This is a genomic window from Stappia sp. (assembly GCF_965276915.1).
Taxonomy (GTDB): domain Bacteria; phylum Pseudomonadota; class Alphaproteobacteria; order Rhizobiales; family Stappiaceae; genus Stappia.
Genome location: NZ_OZ255709.1, coordinates 2,275,725 through 2,298,246 on the forward strand (window position 1 = coordinate 2,275,725; position 22,522 = coordinate 2,298,246).

Annotated in this window: 17 protein-coding genes; 12 read left to right on the forward strand and 5 right to left on the reverse strand. The window is 67.0% G+C overall.

Translation table 11 applies throughout. From position 1 onward, the window contains the following. The first annotated feature begins 80 nt into the window (after window positions 1–80). The 9 genes from ACQY46_RS10680 (at window position 81) to ACQY46_RS10720 (ending at window position 11,772) form a co-directional block, all read left to right on the forward strand. The gene (locus ACQY46_RS10680; RefSeq protein ID WP_428700216.1) at window positions 81–2,567 is read left to right on the forward strand and encodes a phage tail tape measure protein; all 2,487 of its coding nucleotides are present in this window, start codon (window positions 81–83) and stop codon (window positions 2,565–2,567) included. Beyond that, window positions 2,567–2,998 (forward strand): phage tail protein, encoded by a 432-nt coding sequence (locus ACQY46_RS10685; RefSeq protein WP_417766710.1) that lies wholly within the window; start codon window positions 2,567–2,569, stop codon window positions 2,996–2,998. The genes ACQY46_RS10680 and ACQY46_RS10685 overlap by 1 nt, the downstream gene beginning before the upstream one ends. Then, window positions 2,995–3,255 carry a tail protein X gene (locus ACQY46_RS10690; protein ID WP_417766709.1) on the forward strand — a complete coding sequence of 87 codons (261 nt, stop codon included), beginning with the start codon at window positions 2,995–2,997 and terminating at the stop codon, window positions 3,253–3,255. Before ACQY46_RS10685 ends, ACQY46_RS10690 begins: the two co-directional genes overlap by 4 nt. Further along, window positions 3,255–4,250, forward strand: coding sequence for a phage late control D family protein (locus tag ACQY46_RS10695; protein WP_428700217.1), 996 nt, complete (start codon window positions 3,255–3,257; stop codon window positions 4,248–4,250). The genes ACQY46_RS10690 and ACQY46_RS10695 overlap by 1 nt, the downstream gene beginning before the upstream one ends. Window positions 4,251–4,465: 215 nt before the next feature. Beyond that, window positions 4,466–4,588, forward strand: a complete 123-nt coding sequence (locus ACQY46_RS10700; RefSeq protein WP_428700218.1) for a Com family DNA-binding transcriptional regulator — start codon at window positions 4,466–4,468, stop codon at window positions 4,586–4,588. Between the two features lie 8 nt (window positions 4,589–4,596). After that, window positions 4,597–5,304 carry a DNA-methyltransferase gene (locus tag ACQY46_RS10705; protein ID WP_428700219.1) on the forward strand — a complete coding sequence of 236 codons (708 nt, stop codon included), beginning with the start codon at window positions 4,597–4,599 and terminating at the stop codon, window positions 5,302–5,304. A gap of 691 nt (window positions 5,305–5,995) precedes the next feature. Continuing rightward, complete coding sequence (locus ACQY46_RS10710) at window positions 5,996–7,333, forward strand: protoglobin domain-containing protein (RefSeq protein WP_428700220.1); 1,338 nt, start codon at window positions 5,996–5,998, stop codon at window positions 7,331–7,333. A 903-nt stretch (window positions 7,334–8,236) separates the two neighbouring features. Then, entirely contained in the window at window positions 8,237–9,571 is a 1,335-nt protein-coding gene (locus tag ACQY46_RS10715) for a YcaO-like family protein (RefSeq protein ID WP_428700221.1), read from the forward strand. A gap of 95 nt (window positions 9,572–9,666) precedes the next feature. Next, window positions 9,667–11,772 carry a BTAD domain-containing putative transcriptional regulator gene (locus ACQY46_RS10720; protein ID WP_428700222.1) on the forward strand — a complete coding sequence of 702 codons (2,106 nt, stop codon included), beginning with the start codon at window positions 9,667–9,669 and terminating at the stop codon, window positions 11,770–11,772. A gap of 39 nt (window positions 11,773–11,811) precedes the next feature. Here ACQY46_RS10720 and ACQY46_RS10725 read toward each other — a convergent pair whose 3' ends face one another. Next, the gene (locus tag ACQY46_RS10725; protein ID WP_428700223.1) at window positions 11,812–12,180 is read right to left on the reverse strand and encodes a hypothetical protein; all 369 of its coding nucleotides are present in this window, start codon (window positions 12,178–12,180) and stop codon (window positions 11,812–11,814) included. Between the two features lie 462 nt (window positions 12,181–12,642). On the opposite strand from ACQY46_RS10725, the gene ACQY46_RS10730 reads away from it, so the two are divergent. Beyond that, entirely contained in the window at window positions 12,643–14,292 is a 1,650-nt protein-coding gene (locus tag ACQY46_RS10730) for a sigma-54-dependent transcriptional regulator (protein WP_428700224.1), read from the forward strand. 58 nt (window positions 14,293–14,350) lie between these two features. On the opposite strand, the gene ACQY46_RS10735 is transcribed toward ACQY46_RS10730, so the two are convergent. The 4 genes from ACQY46_RS10735 to ACQY46_RS10750 form a co-directional block, all read right to left on the reverse strand. Further along, entirely contained in the window at window positions 14,351–16,894 is a 2,544-nt protein-coding gene (locus ACQY46_RS10735; protein WP_428700225.1) for a cation:proton antiporter, read from the reverse strand. Window positions 16,895–17,002: 108 nt separating this feature from the next. Beyond that, entirely contained in the window at window positions 17,003–17,932 is a 930-nt protein-coding gene (locus ACQY46_RS10740) for a DMT family transporter (protein ID WP_428700226.1), read from the reverse strand. A gap of 235 nt (window positions 17,933–18,167) precedes the next feature. After that, window positions 18,168–18,584, reverse strand: a complete 417-nt coding sequence (locus ACQY46_RS10745) for a DUF6220 domain-containing protein (protein WP_428700227.1) — start codon at window positions 18,582–18,584, stop codon at window positions 18,168–18,170. Window positions 18,585–18,587: 3 nt separating this feature from the next. Further along, window positions 18,588–19,160: an NAD(P)H-dependent oxidoreductase gene (locus ACQY46_RS10750; protein ID WP_428700228.1), complete on the reverse strand. Its 573-nt coding sequence runs from the start codon at window positions 19,158–19,160 to the stop codon at window positions 18,588–18,590. Between the two features lie 86 nt (window positions 19,161–19,246). On the opposite strand from ACQY46_RS10750, the gene ACQY46_RS10755 reads away from it, so the two are divergent. Both ACQY46_RS10755 and ACQY46_RS10760 read left to right on the forward strand, forming a co-directional pair. Continuing rightward, window positions 19,247–20,182, forward strand: a complete 936-nt coding sequence (locus tag ACQY46_RS10755; RefSeq protein WP_428700229.1) for a LysR substrate-binding domain-containing protein — start codon at window positions 19,247–19,249, stop codon at window positions 20,180–20,182. A 159-nt stretch (window positions 20,183–20,341) separates the two neighbouring features. Then, on the forward strand, window positions 20,342–22,513 hold the full coding sequence (locus ACQY46_RS10760) for a malate synthase G (protein WP_428700230.1): 2,172 nt from the start codon (window positions 20,342–20,344) through the stop codon (window positions 22,511–22,513). Window positions 22,514–22,522: the final 9 nt, after the last annotated feature.

The window sequence follows — 22,522 nt, forward strand, 5'->3', positions numbered from 1 at the left end:
GGCAGGAGTTTCTGGCATTCCGCCGTGACCTGCCGCGCGTCCTCAAGGCGCTTGGCCAACTCCCGTAAGCGAGGGCGATCATGGCCGACATGAATGTCTCGCTCCTGATCTCCTTCCTGACCAAGGGAGCGGAGAAGGTTCGCCAGGACGTCGCCGGCATCCGGAAGGGCGCGAAGGATCTGCGCGAGGGATTTTCCGGCGCGATCCGCCAGGGCTTTTCAACCACCAACATCGACACGGCCCTTGCCAATGCGGAGCAGCGGCTTTCCCGCGCGCGCGGCCGGCTGACCGACGCCCTTGGCATGGCGGTGGCTCTCGCCGCGCCGATCCGCGCGGCCGCGCAGTTCGAGGACGCCTTCGCCGACCTTGAGAAGGTCCTGGACGTGCCGGTGCGCAAGCTTGGCGAGATCCGCAAGGGCCTGCTCGGCATGAGCCGAAACATCGCCATGTCTGCCACGGGCCTGACGACGATCATGGCCGCCGCAGCACAAGGCGGCATTCCAACCGAGCAGCTGGAGCGCTTCACCGCCTTCACGGCACGCGCGGCAGTCGCCTTCGACATGGCGGCCGAACAGATCGGCACGCGCTTTGCCAAGCTGCGCAACGTCTATCGGCTGGGTCAGGAAGGGCTTGAGCTGTTTGCCGACGCGGCCAACCACCTTTCCAACAACATGGCCGCGACGGCGGCCGAGATCACGGACTTTGCCAACCGGGCAGCCGGTGCACAGCGAACCCTGAAGCTGACGGCCGTCCAGATGAATGCGGTCGGCGCTGCCATGGTCGCGGCCGGGATCGCGCCGGAGACCGCCGCGCGCGGCGTGTCGGCACTGGCCAACCGCCTGGCGCAGGGCGGTGCCAAGGCGCGCGGCGCCCTGAAGATGGCCGGTCTCACCTACAAGGGGTTCATGGCATCGCTCGATGCGGATGCGCCTGCCGCGCTTCAGGACCTCTTCGAACGCCTTTCGAAGTCACCCGATGGCATGAAGGCGCTGATCGATCTGGTCGGCCAGGACTTTTCCGACGACTTCTCCAAGCTCCTCAACAACCCGGACCTCCTGGCACAGGCCTTCCGGCTGGTCGCGGAGGAAGCCGAATATGCCGGATCGGCGACGGACGAGTACAACAAGCGGGCGCAGACCACGCTCAACCGGTTTGCGCTCTTCAAAAACCAGATCGCCAGCCTCGCCATCATGCTTGGCGATGTTCTGTTGCCCACCATCAATGAACTGATGGAGACGACAAGCGGCCTCGTCGCCCGGTTCGCGGCGTTCGCAGAGGCCAACCCGGAACTCACCGCGCAACTGGTCGAAGGGGCCGCCGCGCTTCTTGCCTTCGGCGTGGCAAGCCGCGTGGTCTCCTACGCCTACGCCCTGATGGCCGGCCCGTTGATCCGGCTGGCATCGCTGTTCTGGCGGTTCGCCGCCAGCGGCCGGAACATCTCCCTTGTGGCGCGTGCCTTGCGCGGGTTGCGAGCGGCGAGCGGCGGCCTTGGCCGCGCGGCTGCGTCTGTCGGGCTGTTCCTCGCGTCTTTCGGCCCGCGACGGATCAAGTCCGCGCTTGCCGGCTTGGCAATGCTTTCGACCGTCATGAAGGGCGGTGTGATTGCCGCCGCCTTTGCCGGACTGAAGACGGCCGCCACCGCCGCGCTTTCGGCAATCGCGGCGGCCGGCTGGCCGGTGACCGTGGTGCTTGCGGCGATCGCCGCCGCCGCCTTCAGCGTCTGGAAATACTGGGACCGACTGAAAGCGGCGGTCGGCGGTTTCTTCGACGGCCTCGCTTCGGCCTTCGCGCCCGAGATCGAAGCGGTCAAGCAAGCATGGTCGAGCTTTGTAGACAGCGTTGCGGCGCGGGCCGGCGAGATCGCCGCTTCTCTCGGCATCAATGTCGATGCGGTGCGGGCCGCGTTCGCCCGCATGTTCGACCTCTCCGGGGTGATCGCGAGCCTCAAGGAGGCGAAACAGGCGGTCGCCAACTTCTTCGCCAGCTTCTTCACGGCCGAGCAGTTGAGCGAAACCGAGGCCGGCGAAATCTCGGCCGCCGGCCGACGCATCGGCGAGCGTATCGGCAATGCCATTCGCGACACGCTGCGCGCCTTCACGGGCTTCGGAACGGCGATCGTCGAGGCGATTATTTCAGGGCTCGAAGGCGCGTGGGGAACCCTGACCGCGTGGTTCGAAGCCAACGTGGCCGCCCTCAAGGGGCTGCTGGATTTCGGGTTCACGTTTGGGGGTGGGCAAGGAAGCCACAATCAGATCCGGGGCGAGCTACTTCCGCCAGGCGCCGGCGCGACAAGCCGACCGAACTCGCCATTCCCGGCAGAGAACGACAATTCCATCCCGCCGCTGGAGAGCTATGCGCGGGAACGCGGTCTCGTTGACGCGCCCAAGGTCGAACAGAAAATCAAGGCGGAGGTCATCGACAAGCGTCTGCCGCAGGTCACCGTCAATGTCTCGCAGTCCATCACCGGCGTGACCGATCCGGTCGCAGCCGCCAATGCCGCCAATCGCGGCATCACGGATGCGGTGCGCCGCGCCAAGACCGGCGCCATGCACGGGGGAACCGAGTAATGGCCGTTCCGCTGCTGGCGTTGGGGCCGCATGTCTTCGAGATCGCCCCGCTCAACTTCCAGGCGCTCGACCGCCAGACCGAGGCGATGTGGCCGGCCGTGCCGCGCTTCGGCAATGCGCCCGGCCGCCAGTTCACCGGCTATGGCGAGAACCCGGTGACGATCTCCGGCCTCCTTTATCCCGAGGAGTTCGGAGGCCGAAACGAGTTCGAGGCAATTCGCGCCACGCAGGCCGCCGCGCTGCCGGTGATGATGGTCGGCTGGGCGGCCGCCGGCACCGCCGGCCGCGTCTTCGGCAAGGTGGTCATCCTGTCGGTCTCCGATACGCAGTCGATCATCTCGGCAAGCGGCCAGGGCCGGCGTCTTGAGTACACGGTCGACGTCGCCCCGCACGGCGACAGCGCCGGCGGCAACCTGGGGATCTTCCGATGACCGAGACGACCCTGCCAGCCGCCAAGATCCGCGTGACACGCGAGGATGCGAGCCTTGAACAGCTTTGCTTCGAATATGCGCTGGAGATCCTCGGCAATGCCGGCAAGGCCGCTCGCCTTGCCGGTTATGTCGAAGCGGCCATCGAGGCCAACCGGGGCATAGCTGCAGAGGGTCTTGTCCTGCCACTCGGCACCGAAGTGAACCTGCCCGAGTGGCGTGTATCGAACCAGGTGGAGCAGACGAGGCTTTGGGACTGATGCGCGATCGCCCGTTCATCGAGGTCATGGTCGACGGCCAGCCGGTTGCGGGCGTCTTCTACTCGCGTCTTGTCTCCGCCACCTTGAGCGATGCGACGGGCCAGGACGCGGACACATGCGAGCTGACGCTTGACGATGCCGGCAACACATTAGCGGCACCCCGCGAGGGCGCGAAGCTGCTCGTGCGGTTCGGCTATCGTGACGTCGGTGCCTGGGTCATGGGCCTCTACACCGTTGAACGCATCGCCTTCGAAGGCGGGCCGCAAGGCGAGACCATGACCGTCTCCGGCCGATCGGCCGACATGCGCTCCGACCTGAAGGAGCCGCTCTCCGAGCACTTCGACAACGAGACGGTGGGCGGCGTGATCCAGCAGCTTGCCGCCCGTCACGGGCTTCAGGCACAGGTGAGCCCGGAGCTTGCCAGTGAGCCGCTCCCCTACATCGCGCGCATGGACCAGTCGACGCTCGACTTCGGGACACGGATCGCCGACCGCTTCGGCGGGCTCTTCTCGGTCAAGGGCGGCAAGATGGTGCTGGTCAAGCGCGGTTCCGGCTCGGCCTCCGGTAAGGCGCTGCCGGCACTCACCATCGATCGTTCGCAGGTGAGCGATTGGCAGATCGAAGGTGACCCGCGCCCGCGCTACGGGGCGACCTCTGCCAAATGGTACGACCGCAAGACGGGCAAGGTCGAGATCGAGAAGGCAGAGACCGGCCAGACGGGACCGGATCGCCGGCTGCGCCATGTTCTGTCATCGCGGGAGGAAGCGAAGAAGGCAGCCTCGGCCGAGGGCGAGCGACTTTCGAGAGCAACCGGGTCGGGTTCCATCACGCTCGCGGGCCTGCCGGAAGCGCAAGCCGAGGCCAACGTCGTGCTGACCGGCTTCCGCGCCGAGATCAACGGCCGCTGGCGCGCCGCCAGCGTCGAGCACCGGTTCGACACCACCTACACAACCACCATCGAACTGGAGGCACCGGAAGGAGGGAAGAAGGACTAGGACTGCCCCGCACTCGTGCAATCGCTGGCGAGGAGCGGGGGACGGGAATGCGATTTCCCGCCCGTGGGGACATGGCGCCAACCGAACCCCCACCCGTTGGAATACGACTTACAACGGCCCGCCGCTTCTGCTGACCGGATAGATCGGCAGCGGGCCGGTTCTATTTGAGGTAGAGAGTGGAGTCCATCCGCTGCACAAGCTGCCGGCGCCTCTTGATGCGGACGGCGGCCAGAGCCATCTGTGGCACCGTCGAGATCAAATGCCCGCGTTGCGGCACGATCAATTCATTGAGGCCTATCGAGCCCCAACCCGAGCGCCCGTCGAGCGTCGAGACATGAGGCTCTTGATGCTTTGGCAGATGCACAATGTCGACGCGCTTTCCTGGCTGACTGAACAGGCCTCGGCCGAGTTCGATGCGCTGGTCACCGACCCGCCATACTCCTCCGGCGGTCTGCACACGAAAGACCGGGTGAAGGACAGCGCGAACAACAAGTATCTGAACACGCCTGCGCGCTATCCGGAGTTCGCGGGCGAAAACCGCGACCAGTACTCCTATCTGCGCTGGTCGACGCTCTGGCTGACGGAAGCCCACCGCGTCTTGCGGCCGGGCGCTCCGGTGCTGCTCTTTTCCGACTGGCGGCAGTTGCCGACCATGACGACGGCGCTTCAAGCCGCAGGCTTCGTCTGGCGCGGCGTCGTCGCCTGGGACAAGACGGAAGCGAACCGTCCGCAGAAGGGCCGGTTCCGGCAGCAGTCCGAGTTCGTGATCTGGGGGTCGAAGGGGCCGTGGCACGACAATGACGGGCCGACGCATCCCGGCGTCTACCGGGTCGCTGTCAACGCGGGCGGTCCCAAGCTGCACACGACAGGCAAGCCCTTGCCGCTGATGGATGCGCTGGTGAAGGTGTGCCCCTCCGGCACCGTCTTCGATCCGTTCGCGGGCTCCGGCACGACAGGCGTGGCGGCAGTCAGGAGCGGCCGGCGGTTCGTTGGATGCGAGCGCGAAGGGGCTTATTACAGGATCGCCTGCGACCGCCTTTCGAAGGCGCCGTGAACCGCCTTCGAACTTTCTCTAGGGTTGAACGCTCGGGCCGCCGCGTGCACTGTGACGCCATTGCAAGCGACGTACTGTTCAGCCGAGGATTGGGAACACAATGAATTGCCGAGCCTGGACCATATCCGCTCTGGCCAGCCTGCTGGTCGCAGGCACCGCATGGGCGATGCCCGATGCCTCAACGATGAAGCGACTGGAGACGGTGGCGTTCTATCTCGGGTCAGCTGATCATTGTCGGATCAAGATCGAAACACCGCGCCTTCGAGACTACTACCGGTTACATGGAGCGCTTGAACCTGTTGCGTTCGGAGCAATCGACAAACAGGTACGATTGGGGTCGATGATCCGTCACCAGCCCGGCAGCGCACATTGCTCCCTTACGAGGAAGATCCTGCACGCGGAGGGGATCATCGACTAGGCGTGCCCGGTGACGCCTGGGCACCCATATATGCAGCCATTTCTGTTGCCATTTGATCTTGCGCGCTGTGCCATTTGATTTTGCGCGCTACACTATGGTTATAAATACGTATTATTTCGCCTGACTAATATTTATCTTTCCTGATCTTCGGAATCATGTTGTTCTTAAAAACAATATTACCGTTAGTACTTTGGAAACCGACTCCGCCCAGCGTCGACGTAACGTCATGCAACGAGGGTGGCACCGGTGTCGGGTACGGATTCAGCACACACTATGGAACGGCTGGCCTTTGCCAGGATCGAGGACGGAACCCGGGTGCAGTTGCGCGCGCTGTGGGCAATCGTCGAACCTGAACTGGATCGCATCCTGTCGCGGTTCTACGTGCATCTGGCCGGCCAGCCGACGCTTAAGGCCCTGCTCGGAGATCGCCAGTCGTCACTGGAATCGGCGCAGAAGAAGCACTGGAAGCGCCTGTTCGCCGCCACGTTCGACGATGACTATGTCAGCAGCATCGACCGCATCGGCCGCGCCCATAGCCGCATCGGCCTGGAGCCGCGCTGGTATATCGCCGGCTATCAGTACGTCCTCAACGAGTTGGTCGACGTCGTCATTCGCCGCTACCGGCTGTCGCCGGCCAAGGCGACCGCGGCCATCCAGGCGCTGAACAAGGCGGTGCTGCTCGATCTCGACTTTGCCATCTCCACCTACCAGCAGATCCTGATGGAAGCCCAGGAGGCGCAGACACGCGGCCTGAGCGATGCCATCGACCGGTTCAAGACGAAGGTCGAGGTGTCGCTGCAGACGGTGGACACGACGGCCGACAAGATGCAGTCGCAGGCCGGCACCCTGTCGTCGGTGGCGAGCGCGGCGTCCCAGGAGGCGGTCTCCGCCTCTGCCGCATCCGAGCAGACCTCGGTCAGCGTCCAGACGGTTGCCTCGGCGGCGGAGGAGCTGTCTTCCTCGATCGAGGAGATCGGCCGGCAGATTACCGGCGCCTCGGACGTCGCACGCCGGGCCAACGTGGTCACCGAAAGCGTTTCCAGGGAAGTCGGGCAACTGTCCACCAACGCCCAGAAGATCGGCGACGTGATCGGCCTGATCCAGGCGATTGCCGAGCAGACCAACCTCCTGGCGCTGAACGCGACCATCGAGGCGGCCCGCGCGGGCGATGCCGGCCGCGGCTTCGCGATCGTCGCCCAGGAGGTGAAGCAGCTCGCCAGCCAGACGTCGAAGGCGACAGAGGACATCGCCAAGCAGATTGCCGAGGTTCAGGGGGCGACCACCCGGGCGGTGGACACGATCGGCTCCATCGCCTCGACGGTCGGCGAGATCGACACGCTGACTGCGGCCATCGCCGCCGCGGTGGAGGAGCAGGGCGCGGCGACGCGCGAGATCTCCATGAACGTCCAGCACGCGGCCCAGGGCACGCTGACGCTGACCCGCAATGTGAGCGGCGTCAACGAGGCCATCGAGAAGACCGAGCACGCCGCCGAGGACTTCCTCCAGGTGTCGGGATCGCTGCGCAGCCAGTCCTCCCAGATTTCCGAACAGGTGCGGGACTTCTTCGCCGAGATCCGCACCTGCGCGCAGGAACGACGCAAGCAGGCCTGATCCGGTTCCCGGCCTTTCGTTCGTTTCGGAGTACCCCGGCGTCCGGCCGGCGCCCCGCCGGCGGTCATGGCGCCGCTCCGGCGGAAAGCCCGGAGGCACATCCGGGACTGCACCATCTCCATCCACTCAAGGCCGGCGCCGGAAAGGCTCCGGCCTTTCTTTTGACTTCGGACGCGGGAGCCGGGTCGCGGACAAAGAAAAACCGCCCATCCGCGTGCAGGCGCGAATGGGCGGCGTTTCAGTGTGAAACCCTCTGGACTATGCCTGTATCAATTTCCTGCTGCCGCCAGGCCTATGATTTTGACGCCGAGGCGCCGAAAAACCGTTGGGCGCGATCGCGAATGCGGCGATCGGCCGAAAGACTGTCGCAGATCCGTCCAGAGGCCGCCAACCGCGCGTCCGGCGAAGCGCTCGCCGAAAAATGGGCCGGATCGGGTTAGGACCCGGCCCAGTTGGGTCACGTGCGATCCGAAGCCTGAAAACAAGCCTGGATGGTCCGCATGTGTCTCGCATCACCTGTCCGGAGGGGCGAACCTCCGGTTCGATACGGCGATGCCGTTCGAAAAGGTGCCGCGAGGGCACTCCTGAAACGCCTGCCGCGCACCCCGTGCGCGCGGCGTGAAACGGGTTCACGCCGGGAAACCGGTACGGATCGTCCATCGAACATCCGCTCGTCAGCCGGGGGAGATCAAACCTGCTCCGTCATGCTTCGGGCACGCGATCTCGTGCCTGGCAAGCGTGCCGTGTCCCCCATCCGTTTGATTTTCCGATACAACACCAGCTAGCGTTATCTGTCCGTGATTTTTCCGCTCATCTTTTGGGCAGGGCGTTATTGCCGGGGATCGCGGCAGTGCCGCAGCGGAACGGGGAATGAGCGGGAGGCGGCTCGGGGGAAGGATGCGGATGCGCGAGGAGACGCGACAGACCTTGCGGCTGGCAGGCGATGCGGTGGCCTCTGGCGGGCTGTCCGCGGACCGCGACGGGCGGGTGGGTGCCTTCCTCGCCTATCTGGGCGAGGGGGCGGGCGGAGTGCCCGTGGGCGATCCCGATCTCGCCGCCCTGTTGTCCGCCGCCGCCCGGCTCGACCGGCTGTTCGAGCTGCCGGTGCCCGATGCGCCCGGCCTGTTCTGTTTTGGCGCCCAGGCGACCGCGTCCGCCTTCGGCGCGCTGGCGCCGGCGCGCGGGTCCGTTTCCGGCATGGGCGAAACGCGGCTTGCCGCCTTCCGTGCCTGCGTGGCGGAAGCGGCCGAATTCGCCAGCCAGTTCGAATGCGAGGACGAGACGCGGGCCCGAAGCGCGAACGGTGCGGAAGCCGCGCTGCCGGCGGCACTGCTCGCCGGACTGGTCGGGGAGGCACCGGCCGGCGAGGCGGATCGGGCGCCGGAGGGGGAGGCGGTTGCCCGCGACCTTGCGCGCGATGTCGATGTGAGGCTGCCCGCAAGCCTTGTCTGGCGGCGCCGCGACAGCGGTCCGGCGAGCGCCGTCCCCTTCGCGCCCGGGCTTGGCGTCGCCGCCGGCCGCGACGCGGCGTCGGCGCGCCGGCATGCGCTGTTCGAGTGGATCGAGCGGGATGCGGTCGCGCTGTGGTGGCGCGGTGGCCGGCGCGCGCGCGGCTTTGCGCAGGAGACGCTGGCCGAAGCCGCGATCTCAGGATGCCTGACGGCCTGGCGCTGCGGCCGCACGCAGCGACGGACATGGTTCCTCGACCTGACCACCGATATCGGCATTCCCGTGGCCGCGGCCCTCTCGGTGGATGCCTCCGGCGGCGGCTTTGCCTACGGCTTCGCGGCGCGGGGCACGCGCGCAAGAGCCCTGTCCGCGGCCTTGCAGGAACTGATGCAGATCGAACTGGCCGACAGGCTGGTCGATGCCAAGCGGGCGGAGGCCGGGGAGGCCGCGCTCAACGACACGGACCGGATCCATCTGGCAAGGCGCGCGCACGTGCGGCATGACTGGCCGATCCTGCAACCGGCCGGAATCGCCGCCGAAACAGCGGACGCGACGCACGCGGGGGAGCGGGAAGACGCGGGCGCGGATCCGCTCGCGGCCCTGCTCCATGCGGGGTTCCCCGTACTGTCAATCGATCTCACCCGTGCCAATCTGGGAATAAACGTGGCGCGGGTACTCGTTCCGGGCTTGCAACCCGATCCGGGTCGTATCATCACAGCAAGGCTCGCGCGCCAATGCGCCGCGCATGATACGGTCCGGGGCGGGCGGACACACCCGCCTCTCTACTGATTTTTTTTACAAACCCTTTGAGACGCAAATCTTTTCTTCTGGGGCAAGAGGGACTGGCCGGCTAAGGTCTTGATGCGCAAGGGGGTTGGGGCAAGGTGGACGATATCGGGAACCAGGACAGGTTCGGCTCCGGGCCGGCCGACCCCGCCTCGCGGGCGCGCCTGCACGCCTCGATTCTCGGGGTTCCCCGCTTCGAGGTCGGCGGCCGGCCGGTTTCGTTCCGCTCGCGCAAGGCGGAGGGCCTTCTTGCCCGGTTGTGCCTGACGGGCGATGGCCGCCTGTCGCGCGAGATGGCGGCGAACCTCTTCTGGGAAGACAGTTCCGAGCATCACGCCCGCTCCTCCCTGCGGCAGACCTTGTTGATTCTGCGCCGCAATCTGGAGGCTGCCGGCTTCGACGGACTGGACAGCGACAAGATCAATATCAGCCTCGATCTCTCCCGCGTGGAAACGGATGTGGAGGCGTTGCTGGCGCCCGGCGGCACCGTCGCCCGGCGGCTGCTGCGCGAGAAGCGGTTGTCCGAGCGCCTGTTCGAGGGCGGCGAGATGCTGGCCGAGCCGTTCACCGCCTGGCTTCGGGTGCGCCGGCAACAGCTCCACGACCAGCTGCGCGGCATCCTAGAGCCGATGATTCGGCTTGGCGCGGGCGACTGGCGGTCGATTGAGGAAGCGGCGCTGGCGTTGCTCAACCTCGACCCGACGCACGAACCCGCCTGCCGCGCCTTCATGACCTCGCGGGCGGTGAGCGGCGATTTCACCGCCGCGCTCAGGGCCTACGAGGATCTCTGGAACATCCTGGAGGAGGAGTTCGACACCCAGCCCTCGAGCGAGACCCAGTCGCTCATTGTCGACATCAAGCTCGGCAATTTCTCCGAGTGGCTGAAACGCGAGCAGACCCGTCTTGCCGACGGGGCGGGCGCGGAGGGGAAGGTGCGGGCCGCGGGCGACGCGCGTGGCGAGGCGAAGGCGGAACCGGCCGTTCGGCCCGTGAACCCCGTGATCGTGGTCGACCAGATCCTGCAGATCACCGAGGCCGATGACGACGTGCGCCTGGCCAAGGTGTTCCGTCATGACCTGATCTCCCGCCTCGTCAGGTTCCGGGAATGGTCGGTCGCCGACGACGTGACCGAGGAACTGTCGCGCTCGGCGGCACCGATCTACCGCGTCTCGATCAGCGCCATGCGCTCGCAGCACGCGGTGTCCTACTCGGTGACGGTGAAGAACTCGCGCACCAACGCCTATGTCTGGGGGCGCAATTCGGATGTCGGCATCTCCGAACTGTTCTCGCGCCAGTCGCTGCTGGTGGCGGAGATCGCGCTGGCGATGAACGTCAACATTTCCGCCGAGCGCCTCGCCAACATGTCGCGGATGCCCGATGCCTCGCTCGACCAGTATGACCGCCTGCTGATGGGCCAGCGGCTGCACTACACATGGAAGATCGAGAACACGCACCGCGCGGAGGAGATCCTGTCGGGACTGATCGAGGACAACCCGCGTTTCGGCCCGGCCTATTCAAGCCTGGCGCAGATCATCAACTCGCGCCACATCGTCTTTCCCGGTCAGGTGCAGACCCCCGAAATGCTGGAGCGTTCGGCCGGGCTGGCGCGCAGCGCGCTGACGCTCGATCCGTTCGATTCGCGGGCCTATCTGTGCTCCGCCTGGACACTGGCCCTGCAGCGGCGCTTCGAGCAGGCGGAGGCGCAGCACCGGCAGGCGCTCGAGCTGAATTCCAACGATCCCTGGACGGCCCTGTCGGCGGCGCACGGCCTTGCCTATTACGGCTACCGGGAGGAGGCGGCCGGGATTGCCTATCGCCACCGCGACAGCGGCCTGCTGACCTCGCCGCTGCACTGGAGCTACTTCGTCGGGATCATGTGCCTTTGCGGCGATCACCGGGCGTCGATTTCCGCATTCCGCTATCTGAGCGACGGCTATCTGGGGGTGGAGGCCTGGTATGTGACCGCGCTGGCCCTGACTGGCGAGGTCGAGGAGGCGCAGGCCCAGGCCGAACATCTCAAGCAGCGTATCGTCGAGCGCTGGATCCTGCCGGACAAGCCGGACGATGCGCAGATCGGCCGCTGGATCGGAAACTGCTTTCCGATCAGTTCACGGCGCACCTGGGACGACGTGCGTCACGGGCTTTCCCTTGCCGGAATTCCCCTTCCGGACGACCTGGCGCCGCCGCCGGACACGCCGCACTGAAAGACCGGCGGGCCAGGGACCCGCCGGCAAGCCGTCGTTTCAGGTGCACACGGCGATCGTATAGTCGGCAACCCTGTGGAGCAGGAAGTCGCTGTTGGAAAGCGTGTCGCCATCGTCGTAGAATCCGGGCAGCGGATAGGGACCGGTGGCCCCGTCGCCGGTCGAGTAGTTCTCAAGCGACTGTTCGATCATGCGACGCGGCGGCAATCTCAGCAGCAGGACCTCTTCAGAGGGCTGGATCACCTGCAGCGCCTTGAGGTGATCGGGGACGGTGGCAATTCCCGCCAGTTCGCTCTTCAGTGCGGCAAGCGTCTCCGGCCAGGGTTTTGTGCCCGTGGCGTAGTCTGCCACTAGCTGTCCCAGTGCCTTGTGATCGTGGATGTCGATTTTTGCCAGTTCGTCAGTCATGTTTTGCCCCGTACCGGTTTGAGAAGAAGACGCGCCGCATGAACGCCCTCCGGCCTCTTGCCGGAGCCCCGTCATGTAATCCGCACTGCCCGCCACCCACCGGCCTCGACGGCGAGTGGCAGTGTTCGGCGCCCAAAAGCCGTGAACGAAAAGATTCCCAGCATGTGAATTAGAAGATTGACCGGGCAAAGCGTCAACCGGCTATTTGTATAAATTCGAAAATACAACCTAAATACAATTCACGATACCCGGAGCAGGTGGGAGCCGTTCGATACTGCGGGAAAGTACTAGATTGGGGCTTTCGGGCACCGGGAGCCGCGAAAGTAACTCAACGGAAGATTTTGCCGGGCCGCACCGCCCGTCCGAAGGTTGGGGAAGAGGGGCGCATCTTCCGGTTTTACGCAAGCACCGGATGCCGTAATCTGGCGTCTGGCTGCGATGTCGGGGTGCGTGTGGAAAGGCATGCGCACCATTGCTGACCGCTGGATGTCGGAGCCGCCAGGGCCGGATGCTGGAAACCTGCCGCCGGCCATGATCGCGTCGCCCGGTGCTGGCGAAGGCCAGACCTGCGCGGCGCGCCAGAAGGGGTGGTTGCTGGCACGCATGACCGGGAATAAGCCCAGTGTCCTGCTGGTCGAGGACGCGCGCGCGCTTGCCGAGACCTACAGGGCCTATCTCGCACCGCAGGACCTTGAGGTCCATGTTGTCACGACCGGCGCGGAGGCGATGGAGCACGTGGCAGCGCATGCGCCCGGCGTGGTGGTGCTCGATGTGAACCTGCCGGACGGCAACGGTCTCGATGTACTCAAGCGAATCAAGGCGCGCGGTGCGCCCTGCGAGGTCGTGCTGATCACCGGCAAGGCATCCGTCAACATCGCGGTCGAGGCGATGCGCGAGGGGGCTTTCGACTTTGTCATGAAGCCCTTCACCGCCGACCGGTTGCGGGTGACGGTGCGCAACGCGCTCGACCGGCTGCAACTGGCCAGCCGGCTGGAGGAACTGGGCGGCGAGATCGGCGCGGACGGCTTCGAGGGCATGATCGGCCGTTCGCCGGCGATGCAGGCCGTCTACCGCCTGATCGGCAGCGCCGCTCCCACCAGCGCCACTGTCTTCATTTCCGGCGAAAGCGGCACGGGCAAGGAACTTTGCGCCCATGCGATCCATGCGTTGAGCAAGCGCGCGGCGGGGCCGCTCGTTTCCATCAACTGCGCCGCGATCCCGCGCGGCATGCAGGAAAGCGAGATCTTCGGCCACGCCCGCGGCGCCTTCACCGGCGCCGTGAGCGAGCGCAAGGGCGCGATGCTGTCCGCCGATGGCGGCACGCTGTTTCTCGACGAGGTCTGCGAGATGGACCCCGACCTGCAGACCCGGATGCTGCGCGTCCTGCAGGAAAAGGCGGTGCGCCGGGTTGGCGAGGATCACATGCGGCCCGTCGACGTGCGCATCGTGTGCGCCACCAATCGAGATCCGGAAGCGGAGGTCGCCGCCGGCCGCTTCCGCGAGGATCTCTACTACCGGCTGCATGTCATGCCGGTCGAACTGCCGCCGCTGCGCGCGCGCGGCGGCGACGCGGTGCTGATCGCCCGCCATTTCCTGCGCCAGTTCGCCGAGGAGGACGGCAAGCGGTTCCGCGATTTCACGGCCGATTGCGAGCGCGCGCTGGCAGCCTGCGCGTGGCCGGGCAATATCCGGCAGCTCCAGAACGCCATCCGCCGTGCCGTGGTGCTCAACGACGGCGAGTTGATGGAGGCGGGAATGCTGCCGGCGCAACCGCAGGGCCAGGCCGATATCCCGCCGCCGGTGCCCGTTCCGGCGGTATCCCCTGCGGGCGTCGGAGTGACGGGGATCCCGGCCGATGCGCAGGCCGGCAACGGCGCGGCCATGCGCGGCGAGGCGGGGCCGGACATCCGGCCCCTCGACACGGTGATCCGCGAGGCGATCGAGAGCGCGATCTCGCTCTGCGGCGGCAACATCCCGCGTGCCGCCCAGGCGCTGAAGGTCAGCCCCTCGACCCTTTACCGGCGGCTGCAGTCCTGGAACGGACAGGGCAGGGCTCCGGCGGGCGGGCGCGGCGATGCACCGCCGGACGAGGGGCCGTTCTCCGAACGGTAGGGCGGTTGTCCCTGCGGGAGGCAACGCGGCCTGGCGCAAGGTGCCGGGCAAGGCTTGGTCAGCCGTGCTCCTGTCCGGTGCCTGCCAGCCGGCCGGTCGGCGCGTCGCGTTCCGGTTCGGCCTCCGCATTCATGCGCTGACGCGCGTGCGCGACCTCCGCGATATGGGCCTCCAGCGCCGGGTCCTTGTCCATCAGGCTCCTGAACTCCGAGCGCGACAGGACGAGAAGGTTGCAATAGCCGAGCGCCCGCACATCCGCCGTGCGCGGTTCGCCGGTGACCAGCGCGATCTCGCCGAACACGTCGCCGCGGCCGAGCCGGATGCGCATCGTGTCGGTGGACACCTCGACAGCACCCGAGGAGATGAAATAGGCGGTGTCGCCGCGTTCGCCCTTGCGGATGAGGCTGTCGCCGGGCACGGCGAAACGCGGCCGCATGAGCCGCGCGATGGCGCGGATCCGGTCCTCGGGCAGGTCGCGGAAGAGGGGCAGCTGGGCGGTCAGTTCCTCGGTGCGCATGCCCATGTCGAGATGCGGGCGCCGGTCCGCCTCGTCGCGGCCGGCATGGACCTCCTGGGCAAGGTTCGAATAGAGCTCCGAGCCGATCAGGTTCTGTGCCTGCAGCGCCCGGTAGCCGTCTTCCTCGAGCCGCAGCGCCGCCTTCAGCAGGAACCGCTGGTCGAGACTGTCGGCATAGTCGGGATATTGCAGGCGCAGCGCTTCCAGCGCCGTGGTGGTGGATTCGCGCCGCAGCAGAAGGATCTCGGTGAGGATCTCGGCGACGCGGTTGCCGAGCAGCGGCTCGATCTTGTCGTCGGTGAAGGCGACCAGCTCGTCGATGACGATGCGGCCCAGCAGCAGCATCTCGTAGCGGTCGGCCAGAAGGCGGGCGAGCCAGCCCTCGTATTTGAGGCGGCGCTGGCACCATTGCGCCAGCCGCATGGTGCGCGGAAAGGCGAGCGATTCGCGCGCCGCACGGTTGTACTCGAGCCGCCCGCCGGCGCGCGCCCGGTCGCCGATGCGGCCGATCTTGGCCAGAAGATCCTCGGCGGTGTGGATCGAGGCGGTGCGCTCGCGAAGATGGCGCAGCACGATCTCGCGCTCGCGGTTGGAGATCGAGACGAGGCCGACCGTGACCCGGTCCCGGTCGAGGATCTCCTGCGAGGCGCTTGCGGCGCCCGAGGCGATCGTCTGCCGGTCCCGGTAGCGCCGGTCGGTTTCCTCCGCCGCCGCCGGGGCGATGTTGTAGTTCGCCGCCACCCGGGCGACGCCTTCGCGCACCTTGGCCAGCGCCAGCGCCAGCACCTGCGAGCGCATCGCATTGTCGAGCGGTGTCAGCCTGTCGAGCCCGAACACCTTGATCAGCGGTTTCAGGGTGGTGCCGTAGACAAGCAGCGTGAACAGCACGAAGCCGGTGGCGAGCACGGCGACGAAGCGCTGCACCTGCGGGTCGATCGCGGCGTTCTCGGTGACGCCGAGGGCAAGCGTCAGGGTGATCGCGCCGCGCATGCCGCCCCACAGGATGACGGTCTTGAACGGGGTGCTGACGGGCTGCGACAGGCGCAAGAGGCTCATCAGGGGCAGCGCGCCGAACAGCACCACGGCGCGGGCGACCAGCGCCGCCACGACGACGATGGCGAGCAGCCCGAGATCTTCCCAGCCGACATCCACCAGCAGCTTGGGGATCAGGATCGAGGCGAGCACGAAGATCAGCGACGAGGCCCAGAAGGCGATCTGTTCCCACACGTCGTTGAGATACGTCCAGCCGTCCGGCGTCACCCGGGAGGGGCCGGCGAGATTGATCAGGATGCCGGCGGAGACCACCGCGACGACGCCGGAGACGTCGACGAAATTCTCCGCCACGATATAGACGAGATAGGGCATGGCGACGGACAGCGTCACCTGGGCGAGGCGGAAGTCGCGCACCAGCGGCAGCAGGCGGACCATCGCCTGGCCGCCGAGATAGCCGAGCGCCATCCCGCCGGAAAAGCTCCACAGGAACAGCTCGACGCCGCCGATGAGCGTCGGCGCCTCGCCGCCGGTCAGCGCATCCAGCAGGATGACGAAGAGGGCGATCGCGGCGGCGTCGTTGAGCAGGCTTTCCCCTTCGACCAGGCGGCCGAGGCGGGCCGGCGCGCCGATGTCGCGGAAGATGGCGACGACGGCGACCGGATCGGTGGTGGCGACGATCGCGCCGAGCAGCAGGCAGGCGATCAGCGACACGCCGGCGAAGGGCTGCAGCGCCAGCCCGATAAAGGCGGTGGCGACCAGCACGGCGACCACCGCCATGACGAAGATGACGCCGGCATCGTCGGCCATGCGGCGGATGTCGAGGGTCAGCGTCGTCTGGAACAGGAGCACCGGCAGGAACAGGTGGAGAATGCCCTGCGAGTTCAGCGGCAGGTTCACGAAGACGGCGGCGATGTCGTTGAACGCGTCGGTGCGCGGCGTGTAGAGCAGCCACGAGGCGAGCACGCCGATGCCGATGCCGACAAGGGCCAGCAGCACGGAGGAGGTCACCCTGAGCCGCCGCGCCAGCGGCTGGATCAGGGAGATGACGACGAGCAGGCCGGCGATCGCGGCTATGAACAGGGGCGCTTGCATGGCTCGTCTATCTTGCCACATTTCGGCAAATGCGCGACGGCCTTGCGGCACTTCGCCGATATTCGGTGTTGATTACGTGACGTTGCCGGGGCGAGGCGGCGCGGCGCCTCAGGTAACGGGCGCCGCGGTCCGCGATTTGCGCTCGGAAAGCGCGATGCCGACCAGCACCAGCGCGAGCGCGAGCGCGTGATAGAGATGGAAGGGTTCGCCGAGCAGCATGACGGCGAGCAGCGAGGAAAAGATCGGCACCAGGTTGATGAAGACGCCGGCCCGGCCGGGTCCGATCAGCTCGACGCCGCGCATGAAGAAGATCTGCGACAGGAACGAGGGAAAGATCGAGATATAGGCGACGACCAGCCAACCCTTCGGGGTCGGCCATTGCACGGTGCCCTGCACGAACTCGAAGGCGAAGACCGGCACGGAAACGATCGCCGCGATCACCGACAGCACGGTGAAGAAGACCATGCCGGAAACCGCCGGCCGGTTGCGCAGCAGCACCGCGTAGAGCGAGTAGAGGATGCAGGCGGCGATCATCAGCCCGTCGCCGGGATTGACCTTGAGCTCGGCGAGGCGGGCGAAATCGCCCTGGCTGGCGATGAAGACGACGCCGGTCATGGTGACCAGCACGCCGAGCGCCTGCAAGGGCCGGACCGGAGTGCGCAGGATGATCAACGCGCCGAGCAGCACGAACATCGGCATCGAACCCTGCAGGATGCCCATGTTGAGCGCGGTGGTGCTGTGCGCGGCGATGTAGAAGAGCGCGTTGAAGGCGGTCAGCCCGATGGTGCCCATCAGCGCCATCATCGGCAGGTGCTTCCTCAGCATCGGCCATTCGGCCCTGACCTGGCGGCCGTAGAGCGCCACCATCAGCGCCGAGACGAAGACCCAGCGCAGGAACACGACGGCGAGCGGCGACACCTCCCCGATGGCGAGCCGGCCGGCGATGGTGTTGCCCGCCCAGAACAGCGTGGTCAGCACCAGCAGCAGGATCGGCCGTGCATAGAACCGCGCGGCGAGGGTGGAGCCTGGTTGCGACATGGGGCGGTCGGTTCACCTGCCGGGCGAGGACGATTTCCGGCGGCCGATGCCGGTTCGGGTCGCTGTCCGGTCTTGCTGGGGGTCTCGGTTCGCGGCGCGTTTGGAGCGCCGGTTCATCGACGGGAATGGCTGGCCCTATCGTATGACCAATAGTGCAAACGGATGCAAGCCGTGCCCGCGCGCAAGGGGATTGCGCGTGGCGCAGGGCTGGCGCCGCGGGGAGTGTCGTGCGGGATCAGGTCGCCGCTTTGCGGACCCGCGCCCGCCGCCGCTCGATCTTGGCGAGCAGCACGAGGCTGACGCTCAAGAGCAGCGCGCCGTTGGCCGGGTGAAAGGCGAGGAAGCGGGAGGCCTCGCCGGCGGCGAGCGCCACCTGCACCAGGTAGAGCAGGGCGGCAAGTCCGGCCCACCAGCCGAAGCCGCGCAGCCGCGGTATCGCGAGCGCGCCGCCGGCAAGGCAAAGGACCGGCAGGGAGATGGCCGACCCGAGGCCCGCATGCACGGTCCAGTCGCCGGTTTCGCCGAACAGGGCGAGCCCGGCCGTGAGGAACTGGGCGAGAAGGGCGGCGGGCAGAAGCCGGCCGGACAAGGTGAACCAGACGGGCGTGCCGCGCGCGAGGTCGGTCAGGGTGTCGTGGACGGTGTCGGTCATGGTTCAGGCCTCCGCGAGCACGGGAACGGATGCCGCCTGCCAGGCAACAAGGTCCGCCGCGTAGGTCCGCGCGGCGGCCTCCAGCTGCTCCTCCGAGAGGGTGTCGGCGTCGTGCAGAACGAAGGGGTTCGACCAGGCGAGGCCGCAGCGGTTGGCGGTGGCGCGCAAGGGTGCCAGCATCTCGGGGATCGGGAACAGGTTGCGGCCGCCGTTGCGATAGGCATCGGCTGCGCCACCCGTCGTGATGGCGAGCCTGAACGGCTTGCCGGCAAGGCACGCCCCTTCCGAATCCGGCAGCAGATACATCATGCGGGTGAGAACGGTGGCCTGCCAGGACTGCACGAGCGGCGGCGGTGCGTACCAGTGGAGAGGGAACTGCAGGACGAGCCGCTCGGCGGCAATCAGCCGTGCGGCCTCGGCCTTTCCGTCGCGCGCCATGTCGAGCCCGGCGGGAAAGCGGGCCTGCATGTCGATCACGTCGGTGCCGGGCACGGCTTGCGCTGCCCGGGCAAGCGCGGCGTTGGCGCGAGAACGCGACAGGTCGGGGTGAAAGAGCAGGATCAGTGTCTGGGTCATCTTCGCCTCCATTGCGATGGCAAGGAAGGTGAGGGCGCTCGAGAAATTACTCCAATCGATAAGAGATATAGCTTATTATAAATCGTATGAATTTGCGAAGCATCGACCTCAACCTGCTGGTGATCCTCGACGCCTTGCTCGACGAGGCCCATGTCAGCCGCGCCGCGGAGCGGCTCGGCCTGACGCAGCCTGCCGTCTCTGCGGCGCTGCAAAGATGCCGGGGGCTGTTCGCCGACGAACTGCTTGAGCGCGGGCGCGGCACCATGCGCCGTACCGAGCGGGCGGAGGCCTTGCGAGCGCCGTTGAAGACCCTGCTTGCCGGGATCACCCGGCTGGTCGATCCGCCGCCGACACCGCTAGCCGATCTGTGCCAGACGCTGAGGATCGTTATGGCCGACTATCCGGCGGTCCAGCTGATGCCGCCGCTGATGGAACATCTGGGCCGCACCGCGCCGGGCATCGATCTCGTGCTGCAGCCCTGGCAGGGGGCGGATGCGGCGCGCGCCGGGCTGGTCGCGGGCACGAGCGACCTGGCGCTCTCTGTGTTTCCGCCGGCTGAAGACGAGTTGCAGCGGCGGGAACTGCTCAACGAACGCTATGTGGTGGCGATGCGCCCGGATCACCCGGCGGCACGGGATTTCAGCCTGGAGGCCTGGCTTGCCCATCCGCATGTGCTCGTCTCCGGACGCGGCGATACGCGCGGGCCGCTCGACGCCGTGCTGGCCGGGCACGGGCTGCGCCGGCGGATCGGCGTTGTCGTGCCGACTTTCCAGATGGTGCCTGACCTGCTCGCCCGTTCCGACCTGATCGCGATGCTGCCGTCGCGCTGCGTGCCGGCGGCGGCCGGCCTGGCGACCTTCGCGCCGCCCGTGCCCGTACCGGGTTTCCCCATGCATGTTGCCTGGCATCGCCGCCGCGACGGCGACGCCGGGTTGCGCTACGTGGCGCGCCTGCTGGCGGACATCCTGTCAAAGGACGATCCCGATTGTCTCCCTCAAGGATCAAGTCTTTTCGATTTGTGACAGATTGACCGGGTGGAGGGGCTTCGCTTTGATGGGACGACCCGATCCGGCCTGCGATCTCCATGACGATCCGGCCGGTTTTCGCAAAAAGGTTCAGGATGGTGGCGGCGACATGCCGCCCGTCCTCTCGCCAGGATTGAACGAAGGAGCGCTGACGCCATGGAGCGTATCGAGATTGCCGGCCTGAAGATCGCCACGGAACTGCGGGATTTCGTCGAGCAGGAGGCGTTGCCGGGCACCGGGGTCTCGGCCGATGCCTTCTGGCAGGGACTGTCCGGCATCGTTCACGACCTGGCGCCGGAAAACCGCGCGCTTTTGGAAAAGCGCGACGCGCTGCAGGCGAAGATCGATGTCTGGCATCGCGCCCACCCCGGCCCGGTCGACCTGCCCGCCTACAAGGCGTTCCTGAAGGAGATCGGCTACCTGGTCGAGGAGGGCGGTGCCTTTGCCGTGACCACGGCCAATGTCGATCCGGAAATTGCCTCGATCTCCGGTCCGCAGCTGGTCGTGCCGATCACCAATGCCCGCTATGCGCTGAACGCGGCCAATGCCCGCTGGGGCTCGCTCTATGACGCGCTCTACGGAACGGATGCGATGGGCAGCCGGCCGGGGGGCGGCGGCTACGATCCGGCGCGCGGCGGCGAGGTGATCGCCCGGGCAAAAGCCTTCCTTGACGAGGCCGCGCCCCTCGACGGCGCGCGATGGGCCGACTTGACCGATGTCGAGGCCGGCACGGAGCTCAAGCTGTCGACGGCGTCGGGCCCGGTCCGTCTCAAGCGCCCGGACCAGTATGCCGGCCATGCCGAAGGCGAGGGCGGCTGGCGCCACGTGCTCCTGAAGAACAATGGCCTCGGCATCGAGATCCTTCTCAACCGCGACTACGGGTCAGGCAAGACCGACCCGGCCGGCATTGCCAGCGTCAATCTCGAGGCGGCGGTGTCGACCATCATGGACTGCGAGGATTCGGTCGCCGCCGTCGATGCCGAGGACAAGGTCGTTGCCTATCGCAACTGGCTCGGCCTCATGAAGGGAGACCTGAAGGAGACGTTCCGGAAGGGCGGCGAGACAGTCGAGCGCAAGCTTTACAGCGATTTCACGTATACGGCGCCGGATGGCGCGCCGCTGGTCGTCAAGTGCCGCTCGCTGATGCTGGTGCGCAATGTCGGGCACCTGATGACCAACCCGGCCATCCTCGACCGCGACGGCAACGAGGTTCCGGAAGGCATTCTCGACGGCATGATGACGGCGCTGATCGCCATGCATGACATCGGCACCGGCGGCGCCAATGGCGGCGGCCGGCGGATGAACTCCCGCGCCGGCTCCCTCTACATCGTCAAGCCGAAGATGCACGGCCCCGACGAGGTCGCCTTCGCCGACAGGCTTTTCGGACGTGTCGAAGCGGCGCTGGGCCTTGCGCCCGACACGCTGAAGATGGGCATCATGGACGAGGAGCGGCGCACCACCGTCAACCTCAAGGAATGCATCCGCGCGGCGTCCTCCCGTGTGTGCTTCATCAACACCGGCTTCCTCGACCGCACCGGCGACGAGATGCACACCTCGATGGAAGCCGGCCCGATGATCCGCAAGGGCGACATGAAGCAGGCCCCCTGGATCGCCGCCTATGAGAACTGGAACGTCGACGTGGGCCTGGAATGCGGCCTGCCGGGCCACGCCCAGATCGGCAAGGGCATGTGGGCGATGCCCGATCTGATGCAGGCGATGCTGGAGCAGAAGATCGGCCATCCCAAGGCCGGCGCGACGACCGCCTGGGTGCCCTCGCCGACCGCCGCGACGCTGCACGCAATGCACTATCATGCGGTCGATGTCGCCGCCCGCCAGCAGGAGCTGAAGGCGCGCGGCCGCGCCAGCCTCGACGATATCCTGTCGATCCCGGTCGCCGGGCGGCCGAACTGGTCGGCCGACGAGATCCAGGCCGAACTCGACAACAACGCGCAAGGGATCCTGGGCTATGTGGTGCGCTGGGTCGACCAGGGCGTCGGCTGCTCCAAGGTGCCGGACATCAACGATGTCGGCCTGATGGAGGACCGGGCGACGCTGCGGATTTCCTCGCAGCACATCGCCAACTGGCTGCGCCACGGCGTCTGCACGGACGCCCAGGTGATGGAGACGATGAAGCGCATGGCGGGGGTGGTCGACGGGCAGAATGCCGGGGATCCGCTCTACCGCCCGATGGCCGCGGATTTCGACGCCTCGGTCGCCTTCCAGGCCGCCTGCGACCTGGTGTTCAAGGGGCGCGAGCAGCCGTCCGGTTACACCGAGCCGGTCCTGCATGCCCGCCGGCTCGAGGCGAAGGCGCTCGCCGGGGCCTGATCGCCTGCA

Excerpts from the sequence above, each read along its gene's own strand:
- ACQY46_RS10685 (WP_417766710.1), top strand. The coding sequence starts at position 2,567 with ATGGCCGTTCCGCTGCTGGCGTTGGGGCCGCATGTCTTCGAGATCGCC.
- ACQY46_RS10690 (WP_417766709.1), top strand. The coding sequence starts at position 2,995 with ATGACCGAGACGACCCTGCCAGCCGCCAAGATCCGCGTGACACGCGAG.
- ACQY46_RS10730 (WP_428700224.1), top strand. The coding sequence starts at position 12,643 with ATGCGCACCATTGCTGACCGCTGGATGTCGGAGCCGCCAGGGCCGGAT.
- ACQY46_RS10750 (WP_428700228.1), bottom strand. The coding sequence starts at position 19,160 with ATGACCCAGACACTGATCCTGCTCTTTCACCCCGACCTGTCGCGTTCT.
- ACQY46_RS10710 (WP_428700220.1), top strand. The coding sequence starts at position 5,996 with ATGGAACGGCTGGCCTTTGCCAGGATCGAGGACGGAACCCGGGTGCAG.
- ACQY46_RS10740 (WP_428700226.1), bottom strand. The coding sequence starts at position 17,932 with ATGTCGCAACCAGGCTCCACCCTCGCCGCGCGGTTCTATGCACGGCCG.
- ACQY46_RS10695 (WP_428700217.1), top strand. The coding sequence starts at position 3,255 with ATGCGCGATCGCCCGTTCATCGAGGTCATGGTCGACGGCCAGCCGGTT.
- ACQY46_RS10760 (WP_428700230.1), top strand. The coding sequence starts at position 20,342 with ATGGAGCGTATCGAGATTGCCGGCCTGAAGATCGCCACGGAACTGCGG.
- ACQY46_RS10715 (WP_428700221.1), top strand. The coding sequence starts at position 8,237 with ATGCGCGAGGAGACGCGACAGACCTTGCGGCTGGCAGGCGATGCGGTG.
- ACQY46_RS10680 (WP_428700216.1), top strand. The coding sequence starts at position 81 with ATGGCCGACATGAATGTCTCGCTCCTGATCTCCTTCCTGACCAAGGGA.
- ACQY46_RS10700 (WP_428700218.1), top strand. The coding sequence starts at position 4,466 with ATGCGGACGGCGGCCAGAGCCATCTGTGGCACCGTCGAGATCAAATGC.
- ACQY46_RS10755 (WP_428700229.1), top strand. The coding sequence starts at position 19,247 with ATGAATTTGCGAAGCATCGACCTCAACCTGCTGGTGATCCTCGACGCC.
- ACQY46_RS10725 (WP_428700223.1), bottom strand. The coding sequence starts at position 12,180 with ATGACTGACGAACTGGCAAAAATCGACATCCACGATCACAAGGCACTG.
- ACQY46_RS10705 (WP_428700219.1), top strand. The coding sequence starts at position 4,597 with ATGCTTTGGCAGATGCACAATGTCGACGCGCTTTCCTGGCTGACTGAA.
- ACQY46_RS10735 (WP_428700225.1), bottom strand. The coding sequence starts at position 16,894 with ATGCAAGCGCCCCTGTTCATAGCCGCGATCGCCGGCCTGCTCGTCGTC.
- ACQY46_RS10745 (WP_428700227.1), bottom strand. The coding sequence starts at position 18,584 with ATGACCGACACCGTCCACGACACCCTGACCGACCTCGCGCGCGGCACG.